At 55.4% G+C, this 24,115-nt stretch carries 17 protein-coding genes and 1 pseudogene; 7 read left to right on the top strand and 11 right to left on the bottom strand.

Translation table 11 applies throughout. The features are described 5' to 3' along the window. Positions 1-63 precede the first annotated feature (63 nt). From GGR95_RS12805 to GGR95_RS12830, 6 genes are all read left to right on the top strand, one after another. The gene (locus GGR95_RS12805) at positions 64-723 is read left to right on the top strand and encodes a GntR family transcriptional regulator (protein ID WP_184566442.1); all 660 of its coding nucleotides are present in this window, start codon (positions 64-66) and stop codon (positions 721-723) included. A gap of 115 nt (positions 724-838) precedes the next feature. After that, positions 839-2,407: an ABC transporter substrate-binding protein gene (locus tag GGR95_RS12810; protein WP_184566444.1), complete on the top strand. Its 1,569-nt coding sequence runs from the start codon at positions 839-841 to the stop codon at positions 2,405-2,407. Between the two features lie 77 nt (positions 2,408-2,484). Further along, entirely contained in the window at positions 2,485-3,456 is a 972-nt protein-coding gene (locus tag GGR95_RS12815; RefSeq protein ID WP_184566446.1) for an ABC transporter permease subunit, read from the top strand. Next, the gene (locus GGR95_RS12820) at positions 3,453-4,292 is read left to right on the top strand and encodes an ABC transporter permease (protein ID WP_184566448.1); all 840 of its coding nucleotides are present in this window, start codon (positions 3,453-3,455) and stop codon (positions 4,290-4,292) included. Before GGR95_RS12815 ends, GGR95_RS12820 begins: the two co-directional genes overlap by 4 nt. Beyond that, positions 4,289-5,920, top strand: a complete 1,632-nt coding sequence (locus GGR95_RS12825) for an ABC transporter ATP-binding protein (protein ID WP_184566449.1) — start codon at positions 4,289-4,291, stop codon at positions 5,918-5,920. The genes GGR95_RS12820 and GGR95_RS12825 overlap by 4 nt, the downstream gene beginning before the upstream one ends. A 3-nt stretch (positions 5,921-5,923) precedes the next feature. Next, positions 5,924-6,670, top strand: a complete 747-nt coding sequence (locus GGR95_RS12830) for an SDR family NAD(P)-dependent oxidoreductase (RefSeq protein ID WP_184566452.1) — start codon at positions 5,924-5,926, stop codon at positions 6,668-6,670. 23 nt (positions 6,671-6,693) lie between these two features. On the opposite strand, the gene GGR95_RS12835 is transcribed toward GGR95_RS12830, so the two are convergent. From GGR95_RS12835 to GGR95_RS12875, 8 genes and pseudogenes are all read right to left on the bottom strand, one after another. Next, positions 6,694-8,628 (bottom strand): SWIM zinc finger family protein, encoded by a 1,935-nt coding sequence (locus tag GGR95_RS12835; RefSeq protein ID WP_184566454.1) that lies wholly within the window; start codon positions 8,626-8,628, stop codon positions 6,694-6,696. Next, positions 8,625-9,743: a VWA domain-containing protein gene (locus GGR95_RS12840; RefSeq protein ID WP_184566455.1), complete on the bottom strand. Its 1,119-nt coding sequence runs from the start codon at positions 9,741-9,743 to the stop codon at positions 8,625-8,627. Before GGR95_RS12840 ends, GGR95_RS12835 begins: the two co-directional genes overlap by 4 nt. Further along, positions 9,740-12,082, bottom strand: a pseudogene (locus GGR95_RS18925) (DUF5682 family protein). The gene GGR95_RS12840 and the pseudogene GGR95_RS18925 overlap by 4 nt, the downstream one beginning before the upstream one ends. 23 nt (positions 12,083-12,105) lie before the next feature. Continuing rightward, positions 12,106-13,209: an ATP-binding protein gene (locus tag GGR95_RS12855; RefSeq protein ID WP_184566458.1), complete on the bottom strand. Its 1,104-nt coding sequence runs from the start codon at positions 13,207-13,209 to the stop codon at positions 12,106-12,108. Further along, positions 13,209-16,943 carry a DUF4132 domain-containing protein gene (locus GGR95_RS12860; RefSeq protein WP_184566459.1) on the bottom strand — a complete coding sequence of 1,245 codons (3,735 nt, stop codon included), beginning with the start codon at positions 16,941-16,943 and terminating at the stop codon, positions 13,209-13,211. The genes GGR95_RS12855 and GGR95_RS12860 overlap by 1 nt, the downstream gene beginning before the upstream one ends. 171 nt (positions 16,944-17,114) lie before the next feature. Then, positions 17,115-18,251, bottom strand: a complete 1,137-nt coding sequence (gene alr / locus GGR95_RS12865) for an alanine racemase (RefSeq protein ID WP_184566460.1) — start codon at positions 18,249-18,251, stop codon at positions 17,115-17,117. Further along, positions 18,241-19,392: an amidohydrolase gene (locus tag GGR95_RS12870; RefSeq protein WP_184566462.1), complete on the bottom strand. Its 1,152-nt coding sequence runs from the start codon at positions 19,390-19,392 to the stop codon at positions 18,241-18,243. Before GGR95_RS12870 ends, alr begins: the two co-directional genes overlap by 11 nt. A 56-nt stretch (positions 19,393-19,448) precedes the next feature. Next, the gene (locus GGR95_RS12875) at positions 19,449-20,786 is read right to left on the bottom strand and encodes an aminotransferase family protein (RefSeq protein WP_184566464.1); all 1,338 of its coding nucleotides are present in this window, start codon (positions 20,784-20,786) and stop codon (positions 19,449-19,451) included. 125 nt (positions 20,787-20,911) lie between these two features. Between GGR95_RS12875 and GGR95_RS12880 the strand changes: the two genes are divergently transcribed. After that, the gene (locus tag GGR95_RS12880) at positions 20,912-21,877 is read left to right on the top strand and encodes a LysR family transcriptional regulator (protein ID WP_184566466.1); all 966 of its coding nucleotides are present in this window, start codon (positions 20,912-20,914) and stop codon (positions 21,875-21,877) included. Between the two features lie 17 nt (positions 21,878-21,894). Here the strand turns inward: GGR95_RS12880 and GGR95_RS12885 are convergent, their stop codons facing one another. Genes GGR95_RS12885 through GGR95_RS12895 form a run of 3 tightly spaced genes read right to left on the bottom strand, consistent with a single transcriptional unit; the run spans position 21,895 to position 24,006 of the window. Continuing rightward, positions 21,895-22,668 (bottom strand): amino acid ABC transporter ATP-binding protein, encoded by a 774-nt coding sequence (locus GGR95_RS12885; protein WP_184566468.1) that lies wholly within the window; start codon positions 22,666-22,668, stop codon positions 21,895-21,897. Between the two features lie 17 nt (positions 22,669-22,685). Further along, positions 22,686-23,342, bottom strand: a complete 657-nt coding sequence (locus GGR95_RS12890; protein WP_184566470.1) for an amino acid ABC transporter permease — start codon at positions 23,340-23,342, stop codon at positions 22,686-22,688. A 16-nt stretch (positions 23,343-23,358) separates the two neighbouring features. Beyond that, positions 23,359-24,006 (bottom strand): ABC transporter permease subunit, encoded by a 648-nt coding sequence (locus tag GGR95_RS12895; protein WP_184566472.1) that lies wholly within the window; start codon positions 24,004-24,006, stop codon positions 23,359-23,361. Between the last annotated feature and the right edge of the window lie 109 nt (positions 24,007-24,115).

Below are 24,115 nucleotides of genomic sequence, written 5' to 3' on the forward strand. Positions count from 1 at the left end.
TATCTTTGATGCATGATGCATCAATATTACGTCAAGCAACACACATCAAACTGTTAGGATGCAATGAGCCAGATCAATCAATCTTCGTTAGGTGACAGCATCTATGCCAAGGTCAGTCAGGATCTGATGCTGGGCAAAATGCGCCCTGATCAGAAGGTGACAATCAGGGGGCTTGCCGATGAATTGGGGACAGGCACCACGCCTGTACGTGACGCAGTGCAGCGCCTTTTGCGCGACGGGGTACTGGTACAGCGCTCGGTGCGCGATGTCCGTGTGCCGGTTTTGTCTGTGGCAGAATATCTTGAGATCATCGCCATCCGTTGTGAGCTGGAGGGGCTAGCAGCCTCACGTGCGGCGGAACTGGTGGACGCCAAAGGGATCGCGCGCCTGAAACGCAACGTCGCCTTAAACGAGGCCGCGTCCGACAGTGGCCGCTGGCCCAAGGCGATTGAGTATAATCAGCAGTTCCATTTTGCATTGGCCGAGATCGCGGGCATGCCAACCTTGCTGGATATTCTAAGCCGTCTTTGGCTGCGCATGGGGCCGTTGATTGCAGGGTATTATGCCCAAGAAAAAGTCGAAATGGTGCGTTGCCACTATAGTATCATTGCCGCCTGCGAGGCCCGCGATCCAGCGGCTGCCGCATTGGCGATGCGCACGGATATTGAGAGCGCCCGTGAGGGGCTGTTGAGATATATAGAAACATTCACGCTAGATGAATGAAAACTAGGCAGGTGCTCCGAACTGGGGCGCTTGTTCACTGCCAAAGGTTGAAGTCTGATTTAGCTCAGCTAGGCTTTTGGATATCGCCAACAACAATAACCAATGGGGAAATTGAATGTTAAAACCTATCAACCTTATCGCCTCTGCGATGCTGGCGCTGGCACTCGCCAGCCCACTGGCCGCGCAAGACGGCACGCCGAAATCAGGCGGCACGCTTAACGTCGTTATTCAGCCTGAGCCGCCCAGCTTGATGCTGGGGCTTGTGCAAAATGGGCCGACCCAGATGGTGGGCGGCGATATCTACGAAAGTCTTCTTCGCTACGATTCCGAGCTTCAGCCCGAAGGGCAGTTGGCGGAATCATGGGAGATATCCGAAGATGGTATCACCTATACGTTCAAGCTACGTGAAGGTGTGAAATTCCATGACGGCACGCCGTTCACATCGGCGGATGTTGAATTCTCGATGGATAAATTCCTGCGCGAAAGCCACTCGCGCATGCGGACCTATATGGAACATGTCGAGAGCATCGAAACGCCCGATGATCTGACCGTGATCTTCAAGCTCAAGCAGCCGTTTGGCCCGTTCATCGGTATTTTTGAGCCGGGCACGGCGCCGATGATCCCCAAGCATATCTATGAAGGCACAGACTTTGCCAGCAATCCGGCGAATAACACGCCCATTGGGACTGGCCCCTTCAAGTTCGACAAATGGGAAAAGGGCAGCTTTATCCACCTGGTCAAGAACGAAGACTATTACATGGAAGGCAAGCCTTACATTGATGACGTTTACTACCATGTCATCCCTGACGCCGCATCGCGCGCGGTGGCCTATGAGACAGGTAAAGTAGATGTCTTGCCCGGTGGGTCGGTTGAGAATTTCGATGTGCCGCGTATGCAAGCCATGGAAAATACCTGCATCACCGATAAAGGCTGGGAATACTTTGGCCCGCTGTCTTGGATGTGGGTGAACAGCGACAACAAACCGTTGGATGATGTCAAAGTGCGCAGCGCCATCATGCATGCTGTAGATCGAGAATTTGCCAAAAACGCGCTGTGGAACGGTCTGGGCAAAGTTGCGACTGGCCCGTTTTCTTCCTCGACCCGTTTCTGGGATGGCGACACGCCGGACATTACCTTTGACCCAGAAAAGGCCAAAGCCCTGTTAGCCGAGAGCAGCTATAACGGTGAGAAAATCCGCATTCTGGGTCTGCCCTACGGCGAGACATGGCAGCGGTGGGCCGAAGCGGTCAAACAAAACTTGAGCGAAATTGGCATGGATGCCGAGATTGTCCCCTCTGATGTGGCGGGTTGGAACCAGAAGATTTCGGACCGCGACTTTGATCTGGCCTTCACCTATCTCTATCAGTACGGCGATCCTGCCTTGGGCGTATCCCGCACCTATATGGGCAGCAATGCCGCCCCTGGTTCGCCTTGGAACAACGTATCCAACTATCAAAACCCCGAAACGGATAAACTGTTCGACGAGGCGGCATTGATGGCCAACCCTGAGGATCGCAAAGCGGCTTATAAGGCGGTTCAGGATCTGATTGTGGCGGATGTGCCAAACATCTGGATGCTGGAACTGGGCTTTCCGACGATCTATCGCTGTGACATCAAAAACCCTGTGAACACGGCCTTCGGTGTGAACGATGGTTTCCGTGATGTCTGGATTGACCGCGACTAAGCAAAGGCGAATGCCTAGAGGTCCGAGCTGCCTGTGTGGCTCGGACCGATCTGAACACAAGAACGGGGGCGGACAGCGTGATACGTTTTATATTGGGCCGGTTGGTCAAAGCAGTTTTTATTTTGTTGGCGATCCTCGTCTTCAACTTTCTATTGATCCACGCCGCACCGGGTGATCCCGCCGCCGTTATGGCAGGCGAGGCAGGTGCCGCGGATGAGAAGTTTCTTGCAGATTTGCGCACGCGCTTTGGCCTTGATCAGCCGCTGTATGTGCAGCTGTTCATCTATATCAAAGGGGCGGTGCAATTTGATCTTGGCTATTCCTTCCGCCAGCAAATGTCGGTGGCGGAAATGATCGGGGATCGTTTGCCAGCCACGCTGTTGCTGACGGGAGTGGCCTTTGTGCTGTCGCTGGTTCTGGGGGTTGCGGCAGGCGTTGCAGCCTCTGCGCGTCAGGGCCGTTGGGGCGATACGATCATCTCGACATTCGCCTTGCTGTTCTATGCAACGCCGCTGTTCTGGGTCGCGCTGATGGCGACATTGGTATTTTCGGTTTGGTTGGGCTGGTTGCCCGGATTTGGCTATTCGACGATTGGTGCCAATTATACTGGCATGGCGCATGTGCTGGATGTGGCGAAACATCTGGTTTTGCCTGCCTCCACGCTGGGGCTGTTTTTCATGGCAATCTATATGCGCATGACGCGAGCCTCCATGTTGGAGGTGTCGCGGCTGGATTTTGTGAAAACCGCCCGTGCCAAAGGGCTCAAGCGCGGCGTGATCCAGCGCCGTCACATCCTGCGCAACGCCTTGCTCCCTGTTATCACTCTGGCGGGGCTTCAGGCGGGACAGATTTTTGGCGGGGCGATCCTGACCGAAACTGTCTTTGCATGGCCCGGCATCGGACGGCTGATGTTTGAGGCGATCAACCAACGTGATTACAACGTGATCCTTGGCGTATTTTACATTTCGGCGGCAATGGTGCTGCTGTTCAACCTGATTACAGATGTAGTCTATGTCATTGTAGACCCACGGATAAGGCTGACAACATGAAGAATTTTTGGAGACGCTTCAGCTATAATCGCGGTGCCGTTATTGGCTTGTTCATTCTGACGCTGGTCATTCTAACCGCCATTTTGGCCCCCTTTGTCTTCCCGCAAAGCCCGTGGAAAATGGTGCAGCGGCCCTTCTTGCCGCCGTTTACCGATAATGCGCTGCTTCTGGGTACGGATGCGCTTGGGCGCAATGTGATATCGGGGCTGGCCCACGGCGCCTATGTGAGCCTGTTGGTTGGGCTTGTGTCCACCATCGTGGCACTCGCGATTGGGGTACCCATTGGCGCATTGGCAGGGTATTTCGCAGGGCGCACGGATGATGCGTTGATGCGCTTTACCGAGTTCTTCCAGACGATCCCCAGCTTTGCTTTGGCGATTGTGTTGCTGGCCATCTTCCAGCCCAGTTTGATGTTTGTGATCATCGCGATCTCCATTGTGTCATGGCCTCCTGTGGCGCGTCTGGTGCGGGGTGAAGTCCTATCCCTGCGCACCCGTGAATTTGTCGAGGCGGCAACACTATCTGGCCTTGGCAACACGCAAATCATCATGCGTCACATCCTGCCCAACGCCTTGCCGCCGATCATTGTACTGGCGTCACTTATGGTGGCGCAGGCGATCTTGCTGGAAAGTTCGCTGTCCTTCCTTGGGCTGGGTGATCCAAACATCATGTCTTGGGGGTATATGATTGGCGCGGCGCGCACAGTGATCCGGACTGCTTGGTGGCTATCCTTTCTGCCGGGCATGGCGATCTTGTTGACGGTTCTTTCACTGAACTTGATTGGCGAAGGCCTGAACGATGCGCTTAATCCACGTTTGACGAGGAAAACCCAATGACCTTGCTGAGTATCCGCGACCTTGCCATCGCCCTGCCGGTTGGGGCTGACCGCATCTATGCCGCGCAAAATATCAACTTTGACCTCGCAGCGGGTGAAATCCTCTGCATTGTGGGTGAAAGCGGATCGGGTAAATCCATGTCTGCCAATGCGGTCATGGGGTTGCTGCCTGAAGGCGTGAAGCCTGTGAAGGGCAACATCACCTTTGACGGGCGTGAGATACTGGGCCTATCCGAGGCTGAAATGTTGCCGTTGCGGGGCGGCCGTATTTCGATGATCTTCCAAGAACCGCTGAGCGCACTAAACCCCCTGATGCGTGTGGGGGCGCAGATTGCAGAAGTGTTTGAAGCACACGGCGCGCTGAGCAAATCCGAGCGCCGTGACCGTGCGTTGAAACTGTTGGAAGAGGTTGGCATCCCCGATCCTCAGGCCGCTATCCGCGCCTATCCTTTCCAGTTGTCTGGTGGCCAACGACAGCGTGTCATGATTGCAATGGCTTTGGCGCTAGAGCCTGACATCCTGATTGCGGATGAACCCACAACGGCACTGGATGTGACCACACAGGCGCAAATCCTAAAGCTGATCGAAGACTTGCGCAAATCGCGTGGCATGGCGGTGATCTTTATCACCCATGATTTCGGCGTGGTGGCCGATATCGCCGACCGTGTGATCGTGATGCAAAAAGGCGAGATCGTTGAGACCGGCACCGCTGACGAAGTGCTGTTGAAGCCGCAACACGCCTACACCCGCGCCTTGATCGATGCGATCCCGCGTCTGGTGCAGCGGGTTGATACCGAGGCAGATCAGGGCAAGCCATTGCTGACAGTTGAGAATCTGGAAAAGACATTTTCGACAGGCGCAGGGAGCCTGTTTGGCAAACGCCGTGTAGTAAAGGCTGTGCAAAACGTCAGCTTTGAACTCTTTGCGGGGGAAACCATTGGCATCGTGGGTGAATCCGGTTCGGGGAAATCAACTGTAGGCCGCTGTATTGTGCGGCTGCTTGATCCCGACGCGGGCCGCGTGTTGATGGATGGCGTAGATATCTCGCATTTGGCTGGGGCTGAGCTGCGCGACCAGCGGCGCAAGCTTCAGATGATTTTCCAAGACCCTTATTCGTCCCTCAATCCGCGTGCGCGTGTGTCGCGTATTTTGACAGAGGGTTTGATTGCCTTTGGCACGTCAAAGGACGCAGCACATGCCAAAGCTTGTGAATTACTGGAAATGGTGGGTTTGGATGCCTCGGCAATGAAACGTTTTCCGCATGAGTTCTCGGGGGGGCAACGCCAGCGCATCGGCATTGCGCGTGCTTTGGCTCTGGACCCCTCAATCATCATCGCGGATGAGGCGGTATCGGCGTTGGATGTGTCGATACAGGCCCAAGTGCTGGACCTCTTGGCCGAGCTGAAAACCCGCCTGAACCTGTCGATGTTGTTCATCACCCATGATCTGCGTGTAGCCGCACGTATTTGTGACCGCATCATCGTGATGCAAAAGGGCAAGATTGTAGAGGCAGGACCCGTCAGCAAAGTATTGCATGACCCCGATAGCGCCTATACGCGTAGTCTTCTAGATGCGATCCCTGGTCAGGAATATGAACGCGCATTGGCACTTGCAGAAGCGGAAGTTTGATAAATGGACGTCTCCAACACAGGGCGAAAAACACTTTTGCTGACAGGCGCAAGCCGCGGTATTGGGCATGCCACCGCCCGAAAGTTCGGGGCTGAAGGCTGGCGGGTGATCGGCTGTTCACGGCAGGCGTTTTCACCTGACTGCCCATGGCCCGGTGGAGCGGATGATCATGTGCAGGTTGATTTGAGCGACCCCAAGCTGACGATGGAAGCAGTGAGCCGGATTAAAACACTATTGAACGGTGCGCCTTTAAACGCGCTGGTGAATAATGCAGGCATTTCGCCCAAAGGCCCAGATGGGGCGCGTCTTAGTACATTAGACACGGATCTGCGCTCATGGGGGGAGGTGTTTCATGTTAATTTCTTCGCCTCGGTTGTGTTGGCGCGTGGACTTCAGGAAGAACTCTCGCTGGGCAAAGGCTCGATTGTGAACGTAACCTCTATTGCGGGTTCACGTGTGCATCCCTTCGCGGGCGCGGCCTATGCCACTTCCAAAGCCGCCCTTGCGGCGTTGACCCGCGAGATGGCGCATGACTTTGGCCCCTTGGGTGTACGCGTCAATGCCGTGGCACCGGGTGAGGTGGAGACCAGCATCCTAAGCGAAGGCACCGATAAGATCGTTGCCAACTTGCCGATGCGGCGGCTGGGTCAGCCTGCTGAAGTGGCCAATACAATCTATTTCCTATGTTCCGAGCAAAGCTCATATGTGTCGGGCACAGAGATTGAGGTAAACGGCGCACAACACGTCTAGTGTGACTGTTTCGGGCAGGGAAATCAAAGAGGCCCTTCGCCCAATGTGTCATGCGCCAGTGCCAGTAAATACCCCAAGTTCAAGGCGGCCTGCGCAGACCCGTCTAGGGCCGCAACTGCTGTAGCAATTTGGCTAAGGCCCAGTGCCTGACACCGTTGGCCCAAATTATCAGGGATAGGGCGGCTTAAACTAAAAAGCGCGGCCTCGGCGGCGCGTTCCAAACACAAATGCACAGGGCTTATGGGGCGATAAGCTGTCACCTGCGAGGGGGCTATCTGTTTGCGGACCTTGTCAACGAGGGCTGTCCAGCCTTGCGGCTTGGGCAAGGCATTAAATTGCAATACATATTGCCCTGCACGGCTCCCGCTAATCCAAATACTAAGCAAACGGGCTTTACCAGTGGGCGACAGCGCAACCAGCCCCGATGTAACGCGGCGGGAAAAGGCCGCTAACCGTTCTGTGCTGGTCGCCATTTGTTCGGGAAGCTCCAGAGCAATGGGCGCATCGTCAACGTCAAACCAAGTCCAAATCCATTTCTGGGAATAGGGATCAAATTCTGGCGGCTGGGTTGTTTTAGGCTGCAAGACCAGCAGCGCTTCGCCAGCAAGGCGGCGCAATCCACGCCCCATTTGCAGGTCAAAAGCAGCCCCCAGTTCAGACCAATCTCCCAACCCTTTTACAATGTCAGGTGCAGGCCCGATATCAGAGGCTGTTTGGGTCAGGCCAAGCCCGCCATCATGGGCTATTGCAGCGTCTGCCAGATGCAACACCCGCCCATGCATGTTTTGCGGCTGGGCCACAGACCATAACATTTTGTGCCACGTCATGCCGGCGTGATAATTCAGGTCTGTCCCTACCGCGCGGGCCTCGGTTGCGCGGTGAATGCGCTGGGTTTTCAGGTCAAGAAACGCCATGGTCATCCCGCGTGCACCTGCCGGAGTTTGCCAAGTTTCCGCGCCCAAAAAGGTAACAACCATGGGACCAGAGGGATCAAAGCTGCGGGCCAGCCTTCCGACCAAAGCGGGATCATCGGGCGCTTTGCGCAAAGCACGGATCAACGCATGGCTGCGGCTAAGGGATAGTAAAAGGGTTTCTGGTGTTTCTTCGGCGCGGCGCAATGCCTCTTCAGTCATCCGCCGCGAAAGGCCGCGTAGCTCTGCTGCCAAACGGGGGACAGCTTCGGCGCGGGTGGAAATCGCCAAGGTGAACAAGCGGTCCGCAGCCTGACTGAGTGCGCCCGATGAAAGCGCTTGTACTGCGTCAAAAATAACCGTCTCAATTCTATCAAGAGATTGAAAATCAACACTGATATCGGCGGCGGTGGTGAGCGTTTCAGGCAGCTCGCGCCCTGAATTGTGCGCAAGCAGCAAGGCCGCAGCACAGATCACCATACGTGCGCGACTGGGTTTGGAACCTTTAAATAGGGCCTGCTTCAAGGGTAACCCTTGGGGAAACGTCACGGTTTCCGCTGTATCAACAAAGATCACGCTGCTTGTGCCAATGCCATCAGCCGCGTCGCTGATTTGGGCAGGCTCTGCTGTCAGCGCAAGGGCGCGCGCCCAGTCCTTACCTGCATATTTTTCAACTGTGGCAAAGGGTAAGGCAGCGATATCAATTACGGGTTTAGCTGGTTGTTTTATTTCCGTCTCAGCCGCTGGAAGGGCTGGGGACGCAGCCGTGTCAGACAGCGTAGAAGGGGCCGCAAGCCGCAGCGCCAGAACGGCAGCGATCACGTGGCGGCACGGAAACGGCAGGCCACAGCTACAGCGGGCTGATGTTAAATCAGGAGGCGTGAGGGTGACTGTGATCTCGTCCATGGTGACGGTCGCGGTGCTGTCCGTCAGTTCGACCGTTGCTTTAGTCGCGTCTTTTCCAGCGCGTATCACGATACCTTTGGACACCAGCCCAGTCAGGGCGGCTTCATCCCACATGTTCACCATTTGCAGGACCGCGCTCAATTCAAAACCTCCGCCAGCCAATCGGCAAAGGCAGAAGGCGTCAAAGCGGCGCAAGCCATACCCAGCCCCGCGAGTTTGGTCGCCATGTCCCGGTCGAAATCGGCACGTCCGCTATTATCCAATGCGGCAATGCCCAGCATCTTCACCCGTGCTTCGTGCAGGCGCGCCACAGTTGCCAGCAACCTACGCGGCCCTGCGCCCTCCATGAAATCCGAAATGAGCGCGATGACTGTGCGGCTGGGTTGTTCAACCAGCCCTTCACAATAGGTCATTGCCTTGCCGATATCAGTTCCGCCGCCCAGTTGCACAGACAGCAGCAAGGCAAGCGGATCATCAAGTTGGTCTGTGACATCCACAACCGAGGTATCAAACAGCACCATCTTGACCCGTACTCCCGGCAAACCCGCCAGAACCGAGGCCATAAGCGCCGCGAAAATCAGGCTTTCGGTCATCGATCCCGATTGGTCGACACAAAGGATGATTGTCCAGTCAAGGTGACGCTTTTGACGGGCCATGAACCGCAGGCGATCCGCCACGATACGCTGGCGCTCAGTGTCCCAATTCCCAAGGTTGGCGCGGATCGTGGCACGTGCGTCAAAGTTGTTGGCGGATTTCATGGGTGATCTTTGGTGGCGGTTGCGACGCCCCGTCAGGGACCGCATGACCTGACTGCGCAGTTTTTGCAAAATCTCGTCTATGACCTGCTGTGCGATGCGGCGTAGCTCGGCTTGCATTGCGGGGTCTGCGCGATCCTGAAAGGACAGCAATGTCCGCAAGGTCGCTGGCGATGCCTCTAGGTTTTCCCAAACCTTGGGGTCTTTGAGCAGATCGGTCATTTGATAGCGGTCAAGCGCATCTGCCTTCAGGCGCTCAAAAACAGGGTCGGGAAACAGGTTTTGTGCCTCACCCAGCCAATCCAGCGCCTTCATACGGGTCGGGTCAAGCCCCGCCCCACGCGGCCCCGTTTGTATGCCACGCCGCCCGTATTCGCGACTGTAAAGGTAATCAAGTGCCGCATCGCGCCGCTGGTCCTCTGGGCCCAGACAATTGCCCATTTGTTTATCGGCGTAGCGGCCTAGTAAAAGCCGCCAGCGTTCGGTTGCAGAGCGGCTCATGGCGTTAACCCATCGTCAATCAGCGCCTGTGCTATTGCACGGTCAAGGGCCAGCCCATGGTGTAAATCCGCCTCGGAAAAGCTGTTGGGAGCGGTAAGCGTTCTGGCGTCATTGCCTAGCAGTTGCGTTAACTCTTCGGCTAGTCTGTCGGTCTCATGGGGGTTTAACCCTGTCAGGCTGCGCCGCAATGCGGGTAACATGGCAAGGAAAGCGTCTTCCTCCAGCGCCAGTAAAACATCATTTGCTGCGCTTAACACCTGCGGTGCTTGCCACAACAGCATTGGGGCGGTTTGCAGCAATCCTTCCAAGGTTGCAGCCCGTGCGTCTGGTGTTTTGCCCACACCGCGTAGGGTGCCAGCCAGAAGCTCAGCCAAATCGGTTTCTGGTCGACGGCCAGCGCGAACCACCATTCCCATCACTGCCCCTGATAAACGCGGCGGCACATCCTCGGCCTGCAATATCGCTTCCATCGCCGCGTCAAACCGCGTGCCATCAAACCGTGCAGCCTGCGGCCCGCGTAGGACACCTGCAATCATGCGCAAGCCGTCAATGGCGCTGTCTAATGCCTCGTCGGGACGGTCGGGCAGATCCTCACAGAGATAGATCAATCGGTCATAGGCTTGTCTGGCCAGCGTCAAAAGATCGGGCGCTTGGGGATCATAGAGAGGGTCGCCAACGGCGGCGGCGGATTGCAAACGGCGCATTAATGCGGCCAACCCTGAAAAATCGGCGGCATCAGACACTGCTTGCGCCAACTCTGCAATGATCACAGTGAGGTATGGCCCTAGCCCTGCACGCAACCCCGTCAGGACCAAATCCAAAAGCGCTGCAATGTCACTTCCGCGCCCTGCCTCGAACAACGCGGCGCGGCGTTCTAGCAACTGACTGACGGCAGCCTGAGGAACAGTGGCACCCAGACGGGCGGCATCAATCAAACGACCCTCCACAAAGGGGGACCACCCGATTTCCCATTCCTCGAACAACAGGTCAATTCTGCTGCCTATGACAAAATCAGGACCCGTCACAACCGTCCCAAACCCTGAATCCAGCAGCGCCATTTGGTGCAAAAACTGTGAGGCAGCATTGTGAGTTGGCTTGCGACGAATGTCGAGCTTGCGCGGCTTGCGAGTACTGTCGGTGATATCAAAGCGGAAACGCGCAGCGCGGGTGCGGGCATCTGCGACAATCGGGGGTTGACCCGCGCTGGCGGGGGCACGTCCCAATTTTGTACCGCGTAAATAGGTCTGTAACCCTTCGGTTCATGGTTCTCCGACGCCAGATTGACCTTTGATCAGCGCACTGCGCGCACCATCAAACAGATCGGGCAACATTGCCGCCTCACGACCTTTCATACGGGCCAAACCCTGCGCCATTGCCAGCATTTCGACCAACTGCGGCTGCGCAATCCGGCGCTTGGATGCGGCCATAGTGGCAGCAAACCCCGTACCTGTTTCCAGTAGCAGCGCATCCCAATCGGGCGGTCCCGCTGCGGCTTCAGCCGCTTGCATGGCGCGGGCATACCACCCAGGATAGCGCAACCCCGCCGCATACCCCGACAAAGCATCAAGCGCTTCTTCGCCGTAGGCAATCAGATAGGATTCAACGGGAGTGCTGGCAGGAAGGGGCGTTTTCTCTGCTTCATCAATCAATGCAGGGGTATGAAATCCGCCAGTAACCACAACCATTCTGCGGCCTTTTGCATCGGCAATATGGGCCCGCATGGCGGCTTCACGGGGCAGGGTATCATCGCTTGCGATCTGCGCATCGGGGGTGGTTTGACGTAGCGACCAGCAATAGGCGTGCACATCCGCGAAAAAGCCACGCCAATCGTCCTGACCTAGGCGGGTTTCAAACAGATGATCCCACAGCTCGGCCCCGTCGCGCAGGCCCAATTTGGCGCAAGCGCTGGCGATGAAGGCGGCGCTGCCAAAAGCGTCTTCGGGCTGATACACAGGACCTGTGCCGCTGCGGGCCCCTGCGGGCAAGTCTATGAAACGGACTTCGGCCCCTATTCCTGCGGCCTCATGGATGGCTATGGTTTCGGGTGAGGTTTGGGAAAACGGGTAATAGCCGACACTGCGTGCCCCATCGGTCTCGGAACCCATTGTGGCGATGGCCACCGGCAAAATAGTATCCGGATCGGTGAGATGGGGAATGTGCTTCGCCAGATCGGCGGGGGCCTCGATCAGGATCACTTCGGGTTTGTGATCGTGGATCATGGCACGCAACATCCATGCACAGGCAGGTGAATGGTGGCGGATCGGGGCAAAAAGACAGGTGCCGCCCCGCGTGCCAAAAAGCTGCGCCTCCGCCTGTTGGCGCGTCAAACTGGTTTCCATGTCGTGTGATGGGTCAGACACAATCAGTCACCGGTTTTCATCGCGGCCTGTGCTGCTTTGAAAAAGTCACGCCAAACGGGTGACTTAGCGGCTCTATCACGGGCGACAATGTCGATGTAGCTGCGGAATTTACGGGCGTCTTCGGGGTCATCCTTGAAGACCACACCTTGCAACTGCCGCGCAAGGTGGCGGCCCGCAATGGCACCTTGATCAAGATAGGTGGCATCCAGCATCGCAGCATGAATGACGTTCACGGATTCCGCCGTGGACATCACCGCCTTGGGCGCGGCAACTGTGGTGCCATCGTCCAATCGCCCACGTCGCAGATCGCGAAATACTGTGACAAGCAGCTCCAGAACATCAATGTCGGCGCTTGGCGCGTTGGGGTGTTCAGCCATGCGTTCGGCCAACTGCCGCCCAACCAACGCCTTTTCGAACGCGGGGTCGGCAATGGGATGCACGGTTTCAAAGTTAAACCGGCGTTTGAGGGCAGAGGACATATCATGCACGCCGCGATCACGCAGGTTCGCGGTGGCGATTACGTTGAAACCGGGTCTGGCGCGGTATTCAACATCGCTGCCCAGTTCAGGCACGGTGATGGTTTTTTCGGACATGAGCGATATCAGCACGTCTTGTACTTCGGGGGCACAGCGGGTCAGTTCTTCGATGCGGACAATCTGCCCCGCTTGCATCCCTTGCAAAACGGGCGATGGCACCATTGCCCGTGGCGAGGGGCCTTCGGCCAGTAATAGCGCATAATTCCATCCGTAACGCAGGTGGTCTTCGATGATACCTGCGCTGCCTTGCACGACGTTGGTGGAGCGCCCTGAAATGGCGGCGGCCAGCAATTCGGACAGCAGGGATTTCGCGGTGCCCGGTTCCCCGACCAGCATCAAACCCTGTCGCCCCATCAATGACACGATACAGCGATCTACCAGCGGATCGTCCCCGACAAATTTGGGCGCGATGCCCAAAGCTTCATCCCCGATGATAAAGCGGCGCACAGCTTGGGGCGTCAGCTGCCAGCCCGCAGGGCGCGGGCCGCTGTCTTGCGCCAATAGGGTCAGTTGATCGGCAAAATCTGCCTCGGCGGTACGGCGCAGCATGTCTTGGGGAGGGGAGGTCATTAATAGAGGCCTTTCTTCTGCCACTCAGGGTCGAAGGCACCTGATTTAGCAATATCATGCATGTCGTTCCAACATTCGGACAGCAACAGAGGCGGCACATCACCCAGTTTGAGGCTGCGGTGACCTTTGTTAAACGTCATGTGCATGATAGCGACGGGAATGTTGTCTTCTGGCACATAACTGCCTGTGAAATGTAGCGTGGCGTTGAGGCCTGCACTGCGGAAGGTTTTTGAATACTCGGAAAAACCAGCCCCATCTTCAACGGGCCCGCGATCATAGCCCAGTTTGGATGTGGCGGACCGCAGCTTGAGCGCCTCCATCAACCAACCTTCGCGGTCTGTTATTTTTGTCTCGCCGCGTTGAGTGGCGGTGAGTTCAAGAACCGGACGGCTGAATTGCGCGAACAGCGGGGTAATTTCAAAATCGGTCATATGGGTTTGCCAGCTTTCGCGCTGCGCAGCAGGCATTGTGGCAGAATGGGCAATATCGATATATTTGGCGGCAGAAATGTCCGCATCATCGCCTTCAACGTCAAACAGGTCCCCTTCGGGGGTTGGGCGGAAAGTGGTAAGAGTCGTGTGATCTTCGGCCAGCGCACGCCAGACGACACGGTCGGTCAGGCGGGACATGATGGGATGGGCGTTCAGGTCTGATTGCCAGTCATCCCGTTTCCAAATGCGCTCCGCCATCATTGCCTCATAAAGGCGCGTTTGCTGTTGCGCGGTGACGGTTTTGACAGTTTTCTTCAGCGCGGAGAGCAAGGCTTTTGCCTCTTTGGTGGCGGCGTCTGTGCCAGCGGGGAGGGATTTTACCTCTTTGCCCGTCGGGCTGACGATCCGCACGGTCATATCAGGAGCAAGCCGTACCGTGTAGGTTTTCAGCTCTTCTCCAACCTCCAACTCCATCACGCCGCCTTCTTCCAACCCGCCAGAGGGGATCGAGCGATCGGCCAGTTCATCTGCTGTCCAGCCGCGTTCTTCGGCCAGACGGGTGACGCAGGTTTCAGCGAATTCGCGCACACTGCGTTGTTTAAAACGTGTGGAAGTGGCCACAAGCACCTGAATGGCCTCGGGCGTGCCAGCCCCTGCCAACACCTCAACCAATGTTTTTGCCTGTGCCACCCGTTTGCCGTGTTCCTTGAGATAGGCTGCAATGACGCGGGCCATCAGGCTGGGCGTAGCGGAGTAGGTCAGCGCCAAAATGCCTTTGGAAGCGCTGCCTGAATTGGGATAGCTTTGCATCCGGTAGCGGATGAGCATCGCGACGATCTCATCCAAAGGGGTGTCTTTGTAGTGGGTGTATTGGGATTTATACTGCTGCGCGGTTGGGGTGACCTCTGCGATCAACTCACTTTTCGAGGGGCGCTGGGTGTCATATCCGATCCACGAGGTCAGCACCCATACAGCCAGCTTTTCTGCGTCTTCCGGTTTTATCTGCGACAAGTACAGATCAAACAACGCGCCGTCTTCGAGGGATTTGATTTTCACCGCCAGACGCAACCACGCGTCAAGGATCACGGGTTCTACCTTTTTCCCATCTTTCCAATGTAGGGCAGGGGCCTGATCCACTGGCAGCCAATCGATTTTGTCTGCGGATAGTTTCGCAACCAGCTTTTCCGCCTCGGCCACAAGAGCTTTTTGGCTGAGGTAGGGGCCGGTATCTCCACCCAGATCAGCCACTGCAGAAATCATAGCCGCACGAGCAGTTTCGGACTTTTCGACTTTCAAGCGTTTGATCAGCTGGGGCAGGGTGGCTTTTGCGCCTCGCTGGGCTAAAAACGCAGCCGCATTCGCGCGGACGGCCTGACGTTTATCCGTGAGAGTCGTCGCGATTGTATCGTCAAGGTCAGGCACATCAGCCAGCAACGCTCTGGCCCGTTCGCGTGCTGTGCGGCTTTCTCCGATGGCGACAAAGAGGATTTGAGGCACGAGATGTGCGGGCAGGGCAGGCAGCAGCCCGATCAGGGCCAAAGCGCCAGAGTTTTGCTGTGCCGCCAATGTGGTTGGGGGCAGAGCATCTGCGATGACATCCAGATGTTCGGCAATCAGGGGCCAATATGTTTCTGGTTCATAGGATTCTGACAAACTGGCCGCAGCGCTGATGCCATGTTGGGTTGTTGAAACCATCCAGCTGCGGGTGAAATCACCCGGTGACGCGTTTTCGGATTCATTGTCGTGGAAAGTATGTCGGATGCTCAGTTTGTGCTTTTCAGCGGTCTCCAGCACGTCCCGCAAGTCGAATTTCCCAGCGCGTAGCGCTTCCAATATCCATTCTGAAGTAGGATCGTCTCTGTACCACTGAGAGGTCAGGAAATAAAGGGAGCCTGTTGCCGCAACTGACAGATCCAAAGCTTGCGCGACTGGCAGTCGCCCGAAGGCCTGTATGATCCACGCGTGATACGATTGCGGGATATATGCTAACGTGACAAACTTCGTTTGGTCATGCTCCGAACGATTGTGACGGGTGCGTAACTCTTTCTTGCCCGTGAACAGCGCAAAAATATCGGCTCCGGTAGTGACCTTTTGAGGGCGCTTGGGTTTGTAGCCGTTGGCTTTTCCTATTTCAAAGCGCTCTAAGGCGGATTTCTCTAGGCGGGCGTCGATTTCTTGCAAGGTTGCCAGATCATCTTTGTCGAAAGGCGCGCCTGCTTCCTGTGATAGGATGATCCGATCGGGCAGAGTAATGACGGTGTCGTTTACGGCTTTATATCCACCATCGACTTTGGCTTCTTCAGAGTTACCGTCGCTGCCAATAATTTGGTCCAAGAGCATTTGCAGGTTTTGCGTTTTTTCAACTTCGCGGCGCTCTTGCAGGGCATCAAGGGCAGGTTTTGTGCCGATGTCGCCCAAGATTTGGATGGCGGCAGTCCGTACTGCAATTTTGCCAGCCGAGACAAGTGGGATGACCTTTTGCGTGACAATATCATGATCATGAGTCAGCAGCGCTGCGCGGGAAGCGTCGCGCAGGCTGGTCGCGCCAGTGGTGAAAATCTCGAGCAGAAAATCCAGATAGGCGGGCCGCGAGGCGATCTTGCGCCATGTCAGGGCTTTTACGGCTGCCACGCGATCGTTATTGGATTGGCGTTTGATGCCCTCTATGACCTCGGGTGCATCCAGATTGTAAACATACTCGTGGACTTTCTCCAGCGCATCCCCCGTGCCAAAATGCTTGGGGAGATTTGAATAATTGCCCAGAGTAATATGATCTATAAGATCAGCGGGGCGGCCGCCTAATTTGCAAATGAGCGCAACTAGGTCGTCCAGTGAAAATCGCGCAGATGTGTTGTTTATGCCGTATGAGAAATCACTGAAGCAATGCAGCAAACTTTGCACATCATTTCCCACAGCGTCGCTGGATATTTCGTGAAAACTTGTATGTGCAAAATCAGTCAACGTTATGATGCGGATAAAGCGTTCCCTTTGCCCCAAGTCGTTGGCCTGATTGATGATGAAATTGGGTTTAAAGTAACTCCAGCTTTCGATTTTTCGGGAGTCGTAACCCAGCTCGGGCCGTGCCTGACTGATTTGGGCGCTGAGCGCTTCAAGAGAGGCAATCACCGTTGCGTTTTCTTGGGTCAGGATAAAGCTCACAACTTTGGCGGTTAGTCCCTTTTCTACTTGGTCCAGCCAAGAGAAGTGCTTTGTTAGTTCTGGATGAGCTGGGGAGCCCATTACCGAGCTTGCTTTGCCCATTAACCGCTTGATCCAGCCGCCCGATTTTCCGCTGTCCGTCATTGTCTGCGTTCCTCGCGCTTATGTGACCTCATCACATAGTTTGAGAATATGATTACCCCTAGTCAAGCAATTGGGGCTGTTGACCTGAAGCTTCACGTCTGGGTTGAGTTATGTTCTCAGCAACCTAGAATTTCAGGTGTCTGAGAGCAGTGTTTTCTGGGCCAACATTCCCTATTCAATGTAGATGCGCTGATTGCGCAGTCCCCAGTCGGCAAATAGGTCAGCCATTATGGTATCTGCCTGACGTTCCATGATCGGTCCATCAATGCACGCGCCGCCCTGTCGGCCAAAAATAACGGCCTCATCCCCCACTGCGATGTCAGGTATCTCGGTGACATCAACGGTGATCGTGTTCATGGAAATTTTACCCAAGATCGGCACCCTCTGCCCATGGATCAAAACGGTACTATCGCCAAAAAAAACGCGACTGATCCCGTTTGAATAGCCAATAGACACATTGGCCAATTGTCTATCGCTTTGCAGTATTATCGCACGGTCATACCCTGTGGTGCTGCCCTTGGGATAAGATGTTATGTTGGTGACACGTGACTTCAACTCCATCGTAGATCGAAATCCCAATTCCTGCTTTAAAATACCGTATAGAATTGCACCGCAGCGAAAGATATCCGTGGTTACCTTGTGGTCGGACACAAGGCTCAGCGAGCTGCCTGCATGTACTTGGATATCGGTGCGCTGCAATCTGCTATGGGCAAAAACCCAATCCACATCGTCTTGGAACTGTCGGTCACTTTCAAGCAGATCAACCGGAGTATTTGATGGAAAGTGAGAGGTAATACCCACGATGTGTGGTCCGATCAGATCAAGTATTTCCATGCAGGTTTCACGACCCTCCTGCGTCGCGATCTCTAGCCCGTCCCGCGACATACCCCGTGCGTTCAGCGATAAATGCACCCCCGCGATTTTGGCACCGCTGCGCGCAGCCCCCGCGATCATTTGCGCTGTAAAAAGCGTGCTCACTTGCTCTTGCACTTGCTCGGGCATCGCGCCTTCTATTTCTTGGCTTGTGGCCGTGCGGACCCGCATCACCGTTCCAGTGAAACCCGCAGCACGCACAGCCTTGGCTTCGGAATTAGAAGTGATGCCAACATAGTTGACCCCTTGTTCCATGATGATAGGAACAACGCGGCTTATGCCATGCCCGTAGGCATCCGCCTTTAACACAGCCAAAAACTGCGCACCCTCTGGCAACAGGCCACGTGCAAGACGCAGGTTCTGCGCAATACGTTCTGGGAAAACCTCACACCAAGACGCATGCACAATGTCGTTTGTCAGGAAATTATCCAGCATCGGCAGAGAGGATTTGGTCAATGATGGTCAGGAATAGCACCGTGCCAATAGGCAGCAATTCATCGGGGAAATCGTAATCGGGGTTGTGCAATTGGGGTTGATTTTCGCCCGACCCCAAAAACAGCATGGTTGCTTGTGCGCCGTCTTGGCCGAAGCGGCCAAAATCCTCAGACCAACGCATGGGGTGATCCATTTCAAAGACAGGCATCCCATCCGTATGGGCCGCTTTGCGGGCGATATCGGTTGCTTGAGGATCATTCATTACTGTTGTGAATACATCATGCCATTGCACATCAACTTTTAGGGGCCCGGCAACGGTCTCGATCAATTTTTGCGCCTCGTTGATAAGGTGCATCATTCGTGCATCCGTCATGCTGCGCAGCGTAACGCGAAGCTCTCCTTCACCGGGCGCAATGCCAAAAGTTGCCTCACCAAGCCGCGCATGCGTCAGGGTGCTTAGGCCGAAATCTACATCGGATATCGTACCTGATCCCAGCGCGGGCAGGCGCTGCATCAGCTGGGCCATGGCAGTGGCTGGCGATAGGCCGTCTTCTGGTGCTGCGGCGTGTGAGCTTTTGCCATGCAGCAGAATTTGCATACCCCGTGACGCACAATTGGCAGGCCCGTCACGCAACCCGATCTCGCCCATGGGGCGGCCCGGCACGTTATGGTAAGCAAAGGCGTAATCTGGGCGGATTTCCGGCCAGCGTGGATCATCGATGACCGCCTGCGCGCCAAATCCGGTTTCCTCGGCAGGTTGAAACAGCAAGATGACGCGACCAGAGGCAGGCCGTTTTGCCAGCGCCACCCCCATCACCATGCACATATGCCCGTCATGGCCACATAGATGTCCTGTGCCGCCAATCTGTGATCGGTAGGGCAAGGTGGAGTCCTCGGCGATGGGCAGACCGTCCAACTCGCACCTGATCAATACAGTTGGTCCGGCACTTGCGCCCTGAAACGCCGCAGCAACGCCGTGCCCGCCCAAATTTTCCCAAATCTGATCCGCACCCGCTAGGACAAGCTCGCGCACAATCCGCGCGGCAGTTTGCTCTTCTTGTCCCGAAATTTCAGGCTGGCGGTGCAGATCGTGCCGTAGGTTTTGCAGATAGCTGATGTGTTCATTGGACAAAGGGCGCATGTGGTTTGTTCTTTTTGTAAGGGTCGCAAAGGTAAAGGCGGGCGGGTTTTCGGGGATTAGCCCGCATTGATTTTGGGGTGAATATGGGTCATGAATTCGGTCAGCGTTGCATCCAGCCCGGTAATGATTTCATCAATATGTGTGTCATCGATGATGAGCGGCGGACAGACCAGAATGTGATCTCCGGCAATGCCGTCACGGGTGCGACGCGAATAGACGATCAGCCCACGGGCATAGGCCAGATCGACAAAGAGCTGATGCGCATTCAGGTGCGGGGGCAGGGGGGCTTTGGTGCTGCGATCCGCCATGAATTCAAATGCTGTTAGCAAACCCTTGCCGCGCACATCACCGATGACGTCGTGCTTTTGCATAAGGCCGTGCAACCGCGCGATAAGTTTGTCGCCAGTAGACGTCGCATTGGCACATAGGTTTTGCGATGCGATCTCGTCTAACACTGCCAAACCTGCGGCGCAGGCCAACGGATTGCCTGCATAGGTGAAACCATGCGCAAACCCGCCTTTGTCCATCACCGCATCCACGATTTTATCATCGGCAATTACTGCGCCCAGCGGCACATATCCCGCGCCAAGCCCTTTGGACATTACCACAATGTCTGGACGCAAGCCCCAATGCTCACACCCTAGAAACGTGCCCGTACGTCCCGCACCAGTCATCACCTCATCAGCGATCAACACCACGCCGTATTGATCACAAATCTGGCGGATACGGTCCATATAGCCCACGGGGGGCACCAGCGCGCCGGTTGAAGCCCCGCCGATGGGCTCTATGATAAATGCCAGCACTGTTTCAGGGCCTTCGCGTAGAATTTGCGCCTCTAGCATATCTGCATAATGGATGCCGGTTTTAGGATCATTCGGATCAAGCCCGTCCAGATAGGCGCGGGGTGCCGGAATTTTAGGCATCTCTTGCATCATCGGCGCAAAGGGTGCCGTCAGGCTGGAATAGCCCGTGACCGCCAAGGCCCCTAATGTGCAACCATGATAACTGGGACTGCGTGAGATGACCTTCCAACGGGTGGGTTTATCCGTGGCAATCGCATATTGGCGGGCCAGCTTCATGGCGCTTTCCACCGCTTCCGATCCGCCAGAGACAAAAAATACTTTGTTCAGACCTTCGGGTGTTAACTCCGCCAGCTTGTTCGCGAGCGCCTCTGACGCTTCTGTCTCAAAATGCAGGCGGTACCCGAATGTGGATTTCTCCATTTGACGTCGCATCGCGGCCAGTACATTCGGGTTGGAGTGGCCGATGTTGCAGACCATCGCACCTGACGATCCGTCCAGATATCGGTTGCCTTGCTGATCCCACATGTAGACGCCCTGCGCGTGGTCCAATACGGGCCTTTTGGCGCCTGACTGATAGAAAAGATTGCTCATCTGCGCTCCTGAACGGGAAGCGTGCGACATGTAGAATGCGTTGCTACGCCTTGTTAAAACTATGAAAGAACCGCTAGTATTATTCAAATAAATACCCTCAATTCCAAATATAGGAATTTTCAATAATGCGCGAAGCTCCACTGCACGAACCCGAACGCATTGCACGGGAATTGGATTGGAACCTACTACGGACGTTTGTTGTACTGGCAGAAAGCCGATCAGTGACGGACGCCGCCAGCAAGCTCAGGTTGAAGCAACCTACTGTTTCAACAGCATTAAAGCGGCTGGAAAGTAGTATAGGGCGCAAACTGATCATACGGTCCCCGGGGCAGTTCACTCTGACTGACGCGGGGCGCATTTTGTATCACGAGGCGCTGGAAATTCATGGTTCTGTGCTGCGCCTGTCAACTTTGATGCGAGAAATGACCGATGATGTGCGCGGTCATGTGCAAATTTCGGTGGCCAGCCATGTGTCGTGCAAGTTGATTGATCGGGTGCTTGCGGATTTCCATGCGGCCCATCCCAAAGTGACAATGTCTATCGAGGTTGAATCCAGCAGCAAGGCCATTGCCTCGGTTGTGGCAAAACGCGCCTCTTTTGCGATCTGCCTTGTGGGAACACAAATACCCAGCATCGAGTACCGCCGTGTGTACCGCGAATTCTTTGGCCTTTTTTGCGGCCCGCCTCATCCGCTATTCGGGCGTGATGACCTGAAGCTGGAGGATGTGGCGGGGCATGGATCAGTCAGCTTTGAGACGGATCATCTGGAAGATGTGTTGAAGCCCGTGACCTTGATGCGTGCCCAAGCTGCTTTGGAGCAAAAGGTGACAGGCATGTCCAGTCATCTGGAGGAAGTACGCCGCATGGTTGTTGCTGGGTTGGGTATTGGTCCGTTGCCCATGCATGTCGCGTCGCGTGACGTAAAAGGCGGTCTGCTGTGGCAGGTGCCACCTTTTGACGGCTTGCCAGAGATTGATGTTTTCTTGGTGTGGAATGACCGTGCAAACAAAAACCGCGCCGAAGAATTCTTGCTCAAAGCTTTACTCGACGCAATCGAGACAACTCCAATGGCGGCCCGCACCTATCGGTGATGCGGGCAGGGCTGTTGTTAAGGGTGCTGGCCCGCCAAGTGTTTGCGCAGAAATTCTTTTGTTCGGTCGCTTGTGGGATTGCGAAAGATCACTTCTGGCGGGCCTTCCTCAACAACAACACCTTGATCCATAAACAAAACCCTGTCGCAGACACTTTCTGCAAAGCTCATCTCATGGGTGACGATGATCATCGTCATATGTTCTTCGGCCAGCTTTTTCATAACGAGGTTTACCTCTTCGACCAACTCGGGGTCGAGGGCGGATGTCGCCTCGTCAAACAACATCACTTTGGGGTTCATCGCCAGCGCACGCGCAATAGCGACACGTTGCTTTTGCCCGCCAGAGAGTTGCGATGGGTAATGATCGATCCGCTCTAGCATACCCACTTTATCCAGCTGCTCTTCAGCCAGTTTGTCGGCTTCGGCGTCTGTGATCCCTTTGAGCATTTTGGGGGCCAGTGTCACGTTTTCACGAACCCTCAAATGCGGAAACAGATTGAAGTGTTGAAATACCATGCCGATTTCTTGGCGCACTTGATTGATATGCGCCTCATACTGGCGGTGTGGTAATTTTTTGTTGATCTGCTTGTCTTCCAACCAGACTTCGCCGCCTGTCAGCGGATCAAGATCATTGATTGCGCGTAAAAGCGTGCTTTTACCAGAGCCGGAAGGGCCGATGATTGCGACGATCTGGCCCTTTTGAACCTGAAGATTGATATCTTTCAGAACCTCTAGCGTGCCATAGCTTTTCTTGGCGTGCCGGATGTCTACAAATGGTTTCTGATCGGTCATGTGATCGCCTCCGTCTTTCATCGGGACGCCTGCACGCGGCGCTCGATACGTCGCTGGGCGGCTTCCATGAAGATGTTGATAATATAATAAATGACTGCCACGAGGACGTAGAATTCAAAGGGCCGATAGGTACTGCCGATTGCGCGTTGCGCCGATAGCGTCAGTTCGGACACCCCGATGACCGACACCAAAGCGCTGTCTTTGAGCAGGGCGATCATGTTATTGCCGATGGGGGGGATCACATCGCGGATGGCCTGCGGCACAACAACTTTGCGCAGTGCTTGCATCCGGCTGAGGCCCAGCGTGCGGGCCGCTTCGATCTGGCCTGTGTCCACGGCAAGTATACCCGTCTGGAATAATTCGGAATTATAGACGGCGAAGTGTAGGCCAAGGCCGATGATGCCAGCCATAAAAGCGGGCACGTCGATGCCAATCTGAACCAGCCCGAAATAGATCAAGAACAGTTGCAACAGCAGGGGTGTGCCCATGAACAGAAATGAGAATATCCGAAACGGAAGGCGTACGGGGGTAGGGCCATAAAGCGCGATGACCGCCAGAACAATACCGCCAACAAAGCTGACCACTGCTGCGCCAAGTGTGATCAGTATCGTCCAGAGCGCGCCCCAGAGTATGATATCCATGTATTGTGGAATAACTGTGAAATCCAGTCCCATAGAAACCTCCCTTGGGTTAAGTAATGCGCGCTTTGCGGTCGAGCCAAGCAACCGCTTGGCCGGTGATATAAATGATGATCATGTAAAGAAGGCCCGCGATCAAAAACATCTCGAACGGCTTGTAAGTCGATCCAATGAAACGCTGCGCGGTATAGGTCAACTCTACCACAGAAATCGCCGCCACAAGGGCGGTCGCCTTGATCATTGCGTTGATGTTGACCCCCAAAGGCCGGATCATCAAACGCATCGCTTGCGGCAAAACCACATAGCGCATGGTTAAACCTCGGCTCATACCGACGGTGCGGGCGGCCTCGATTTGGCCTTTGTCGATGGCAATAATGGCACCACGCATGGTTTCGGTCATATAGGCACCCGCGTTGATGCCAAGCCCGATGACACCCGCCTCAAACGCGTCCAACTGAATGCCGATTTGAGGGCCGCCAAAATAGAGGATGAAAAGTTGGATCAATGCAGGTGTGCCGCGAAATACGCTGACATAGGCCGCACCCAAAAACCGCAGAAGGGCAAAGCGAGACAGGCGCGCTGATGCACCAATAATGCCTAATATCAAACCGAGGATCGTTGTGAGAACCGAGAGTAAAACCGTAATCCAGGCCGCTTCCAAGAAAAATGGAAAGACCTTCTGCATCAATTCAAAATCCACGTTCGGGTCTGCTCCTGCATGTGAGGGGGTCGTCTGTGGTGCGCATAGCCATCTGCCTAAAAAGCAGAAACTGCCCCGCCTACCTGACTAAACTCAGGCGAGCGGCGGG

Origin of the sequence: Sulfitobacter undariae (assembly GCF_014196805.1) — a bacterium.
Classification (GTDB): Bacteria; Pseudomonadota; Alphaproteobacteria; order Rhodobacterales; family Rhodobacteraceae; genus Sulfitobacter; species Sulfitobacter undariae.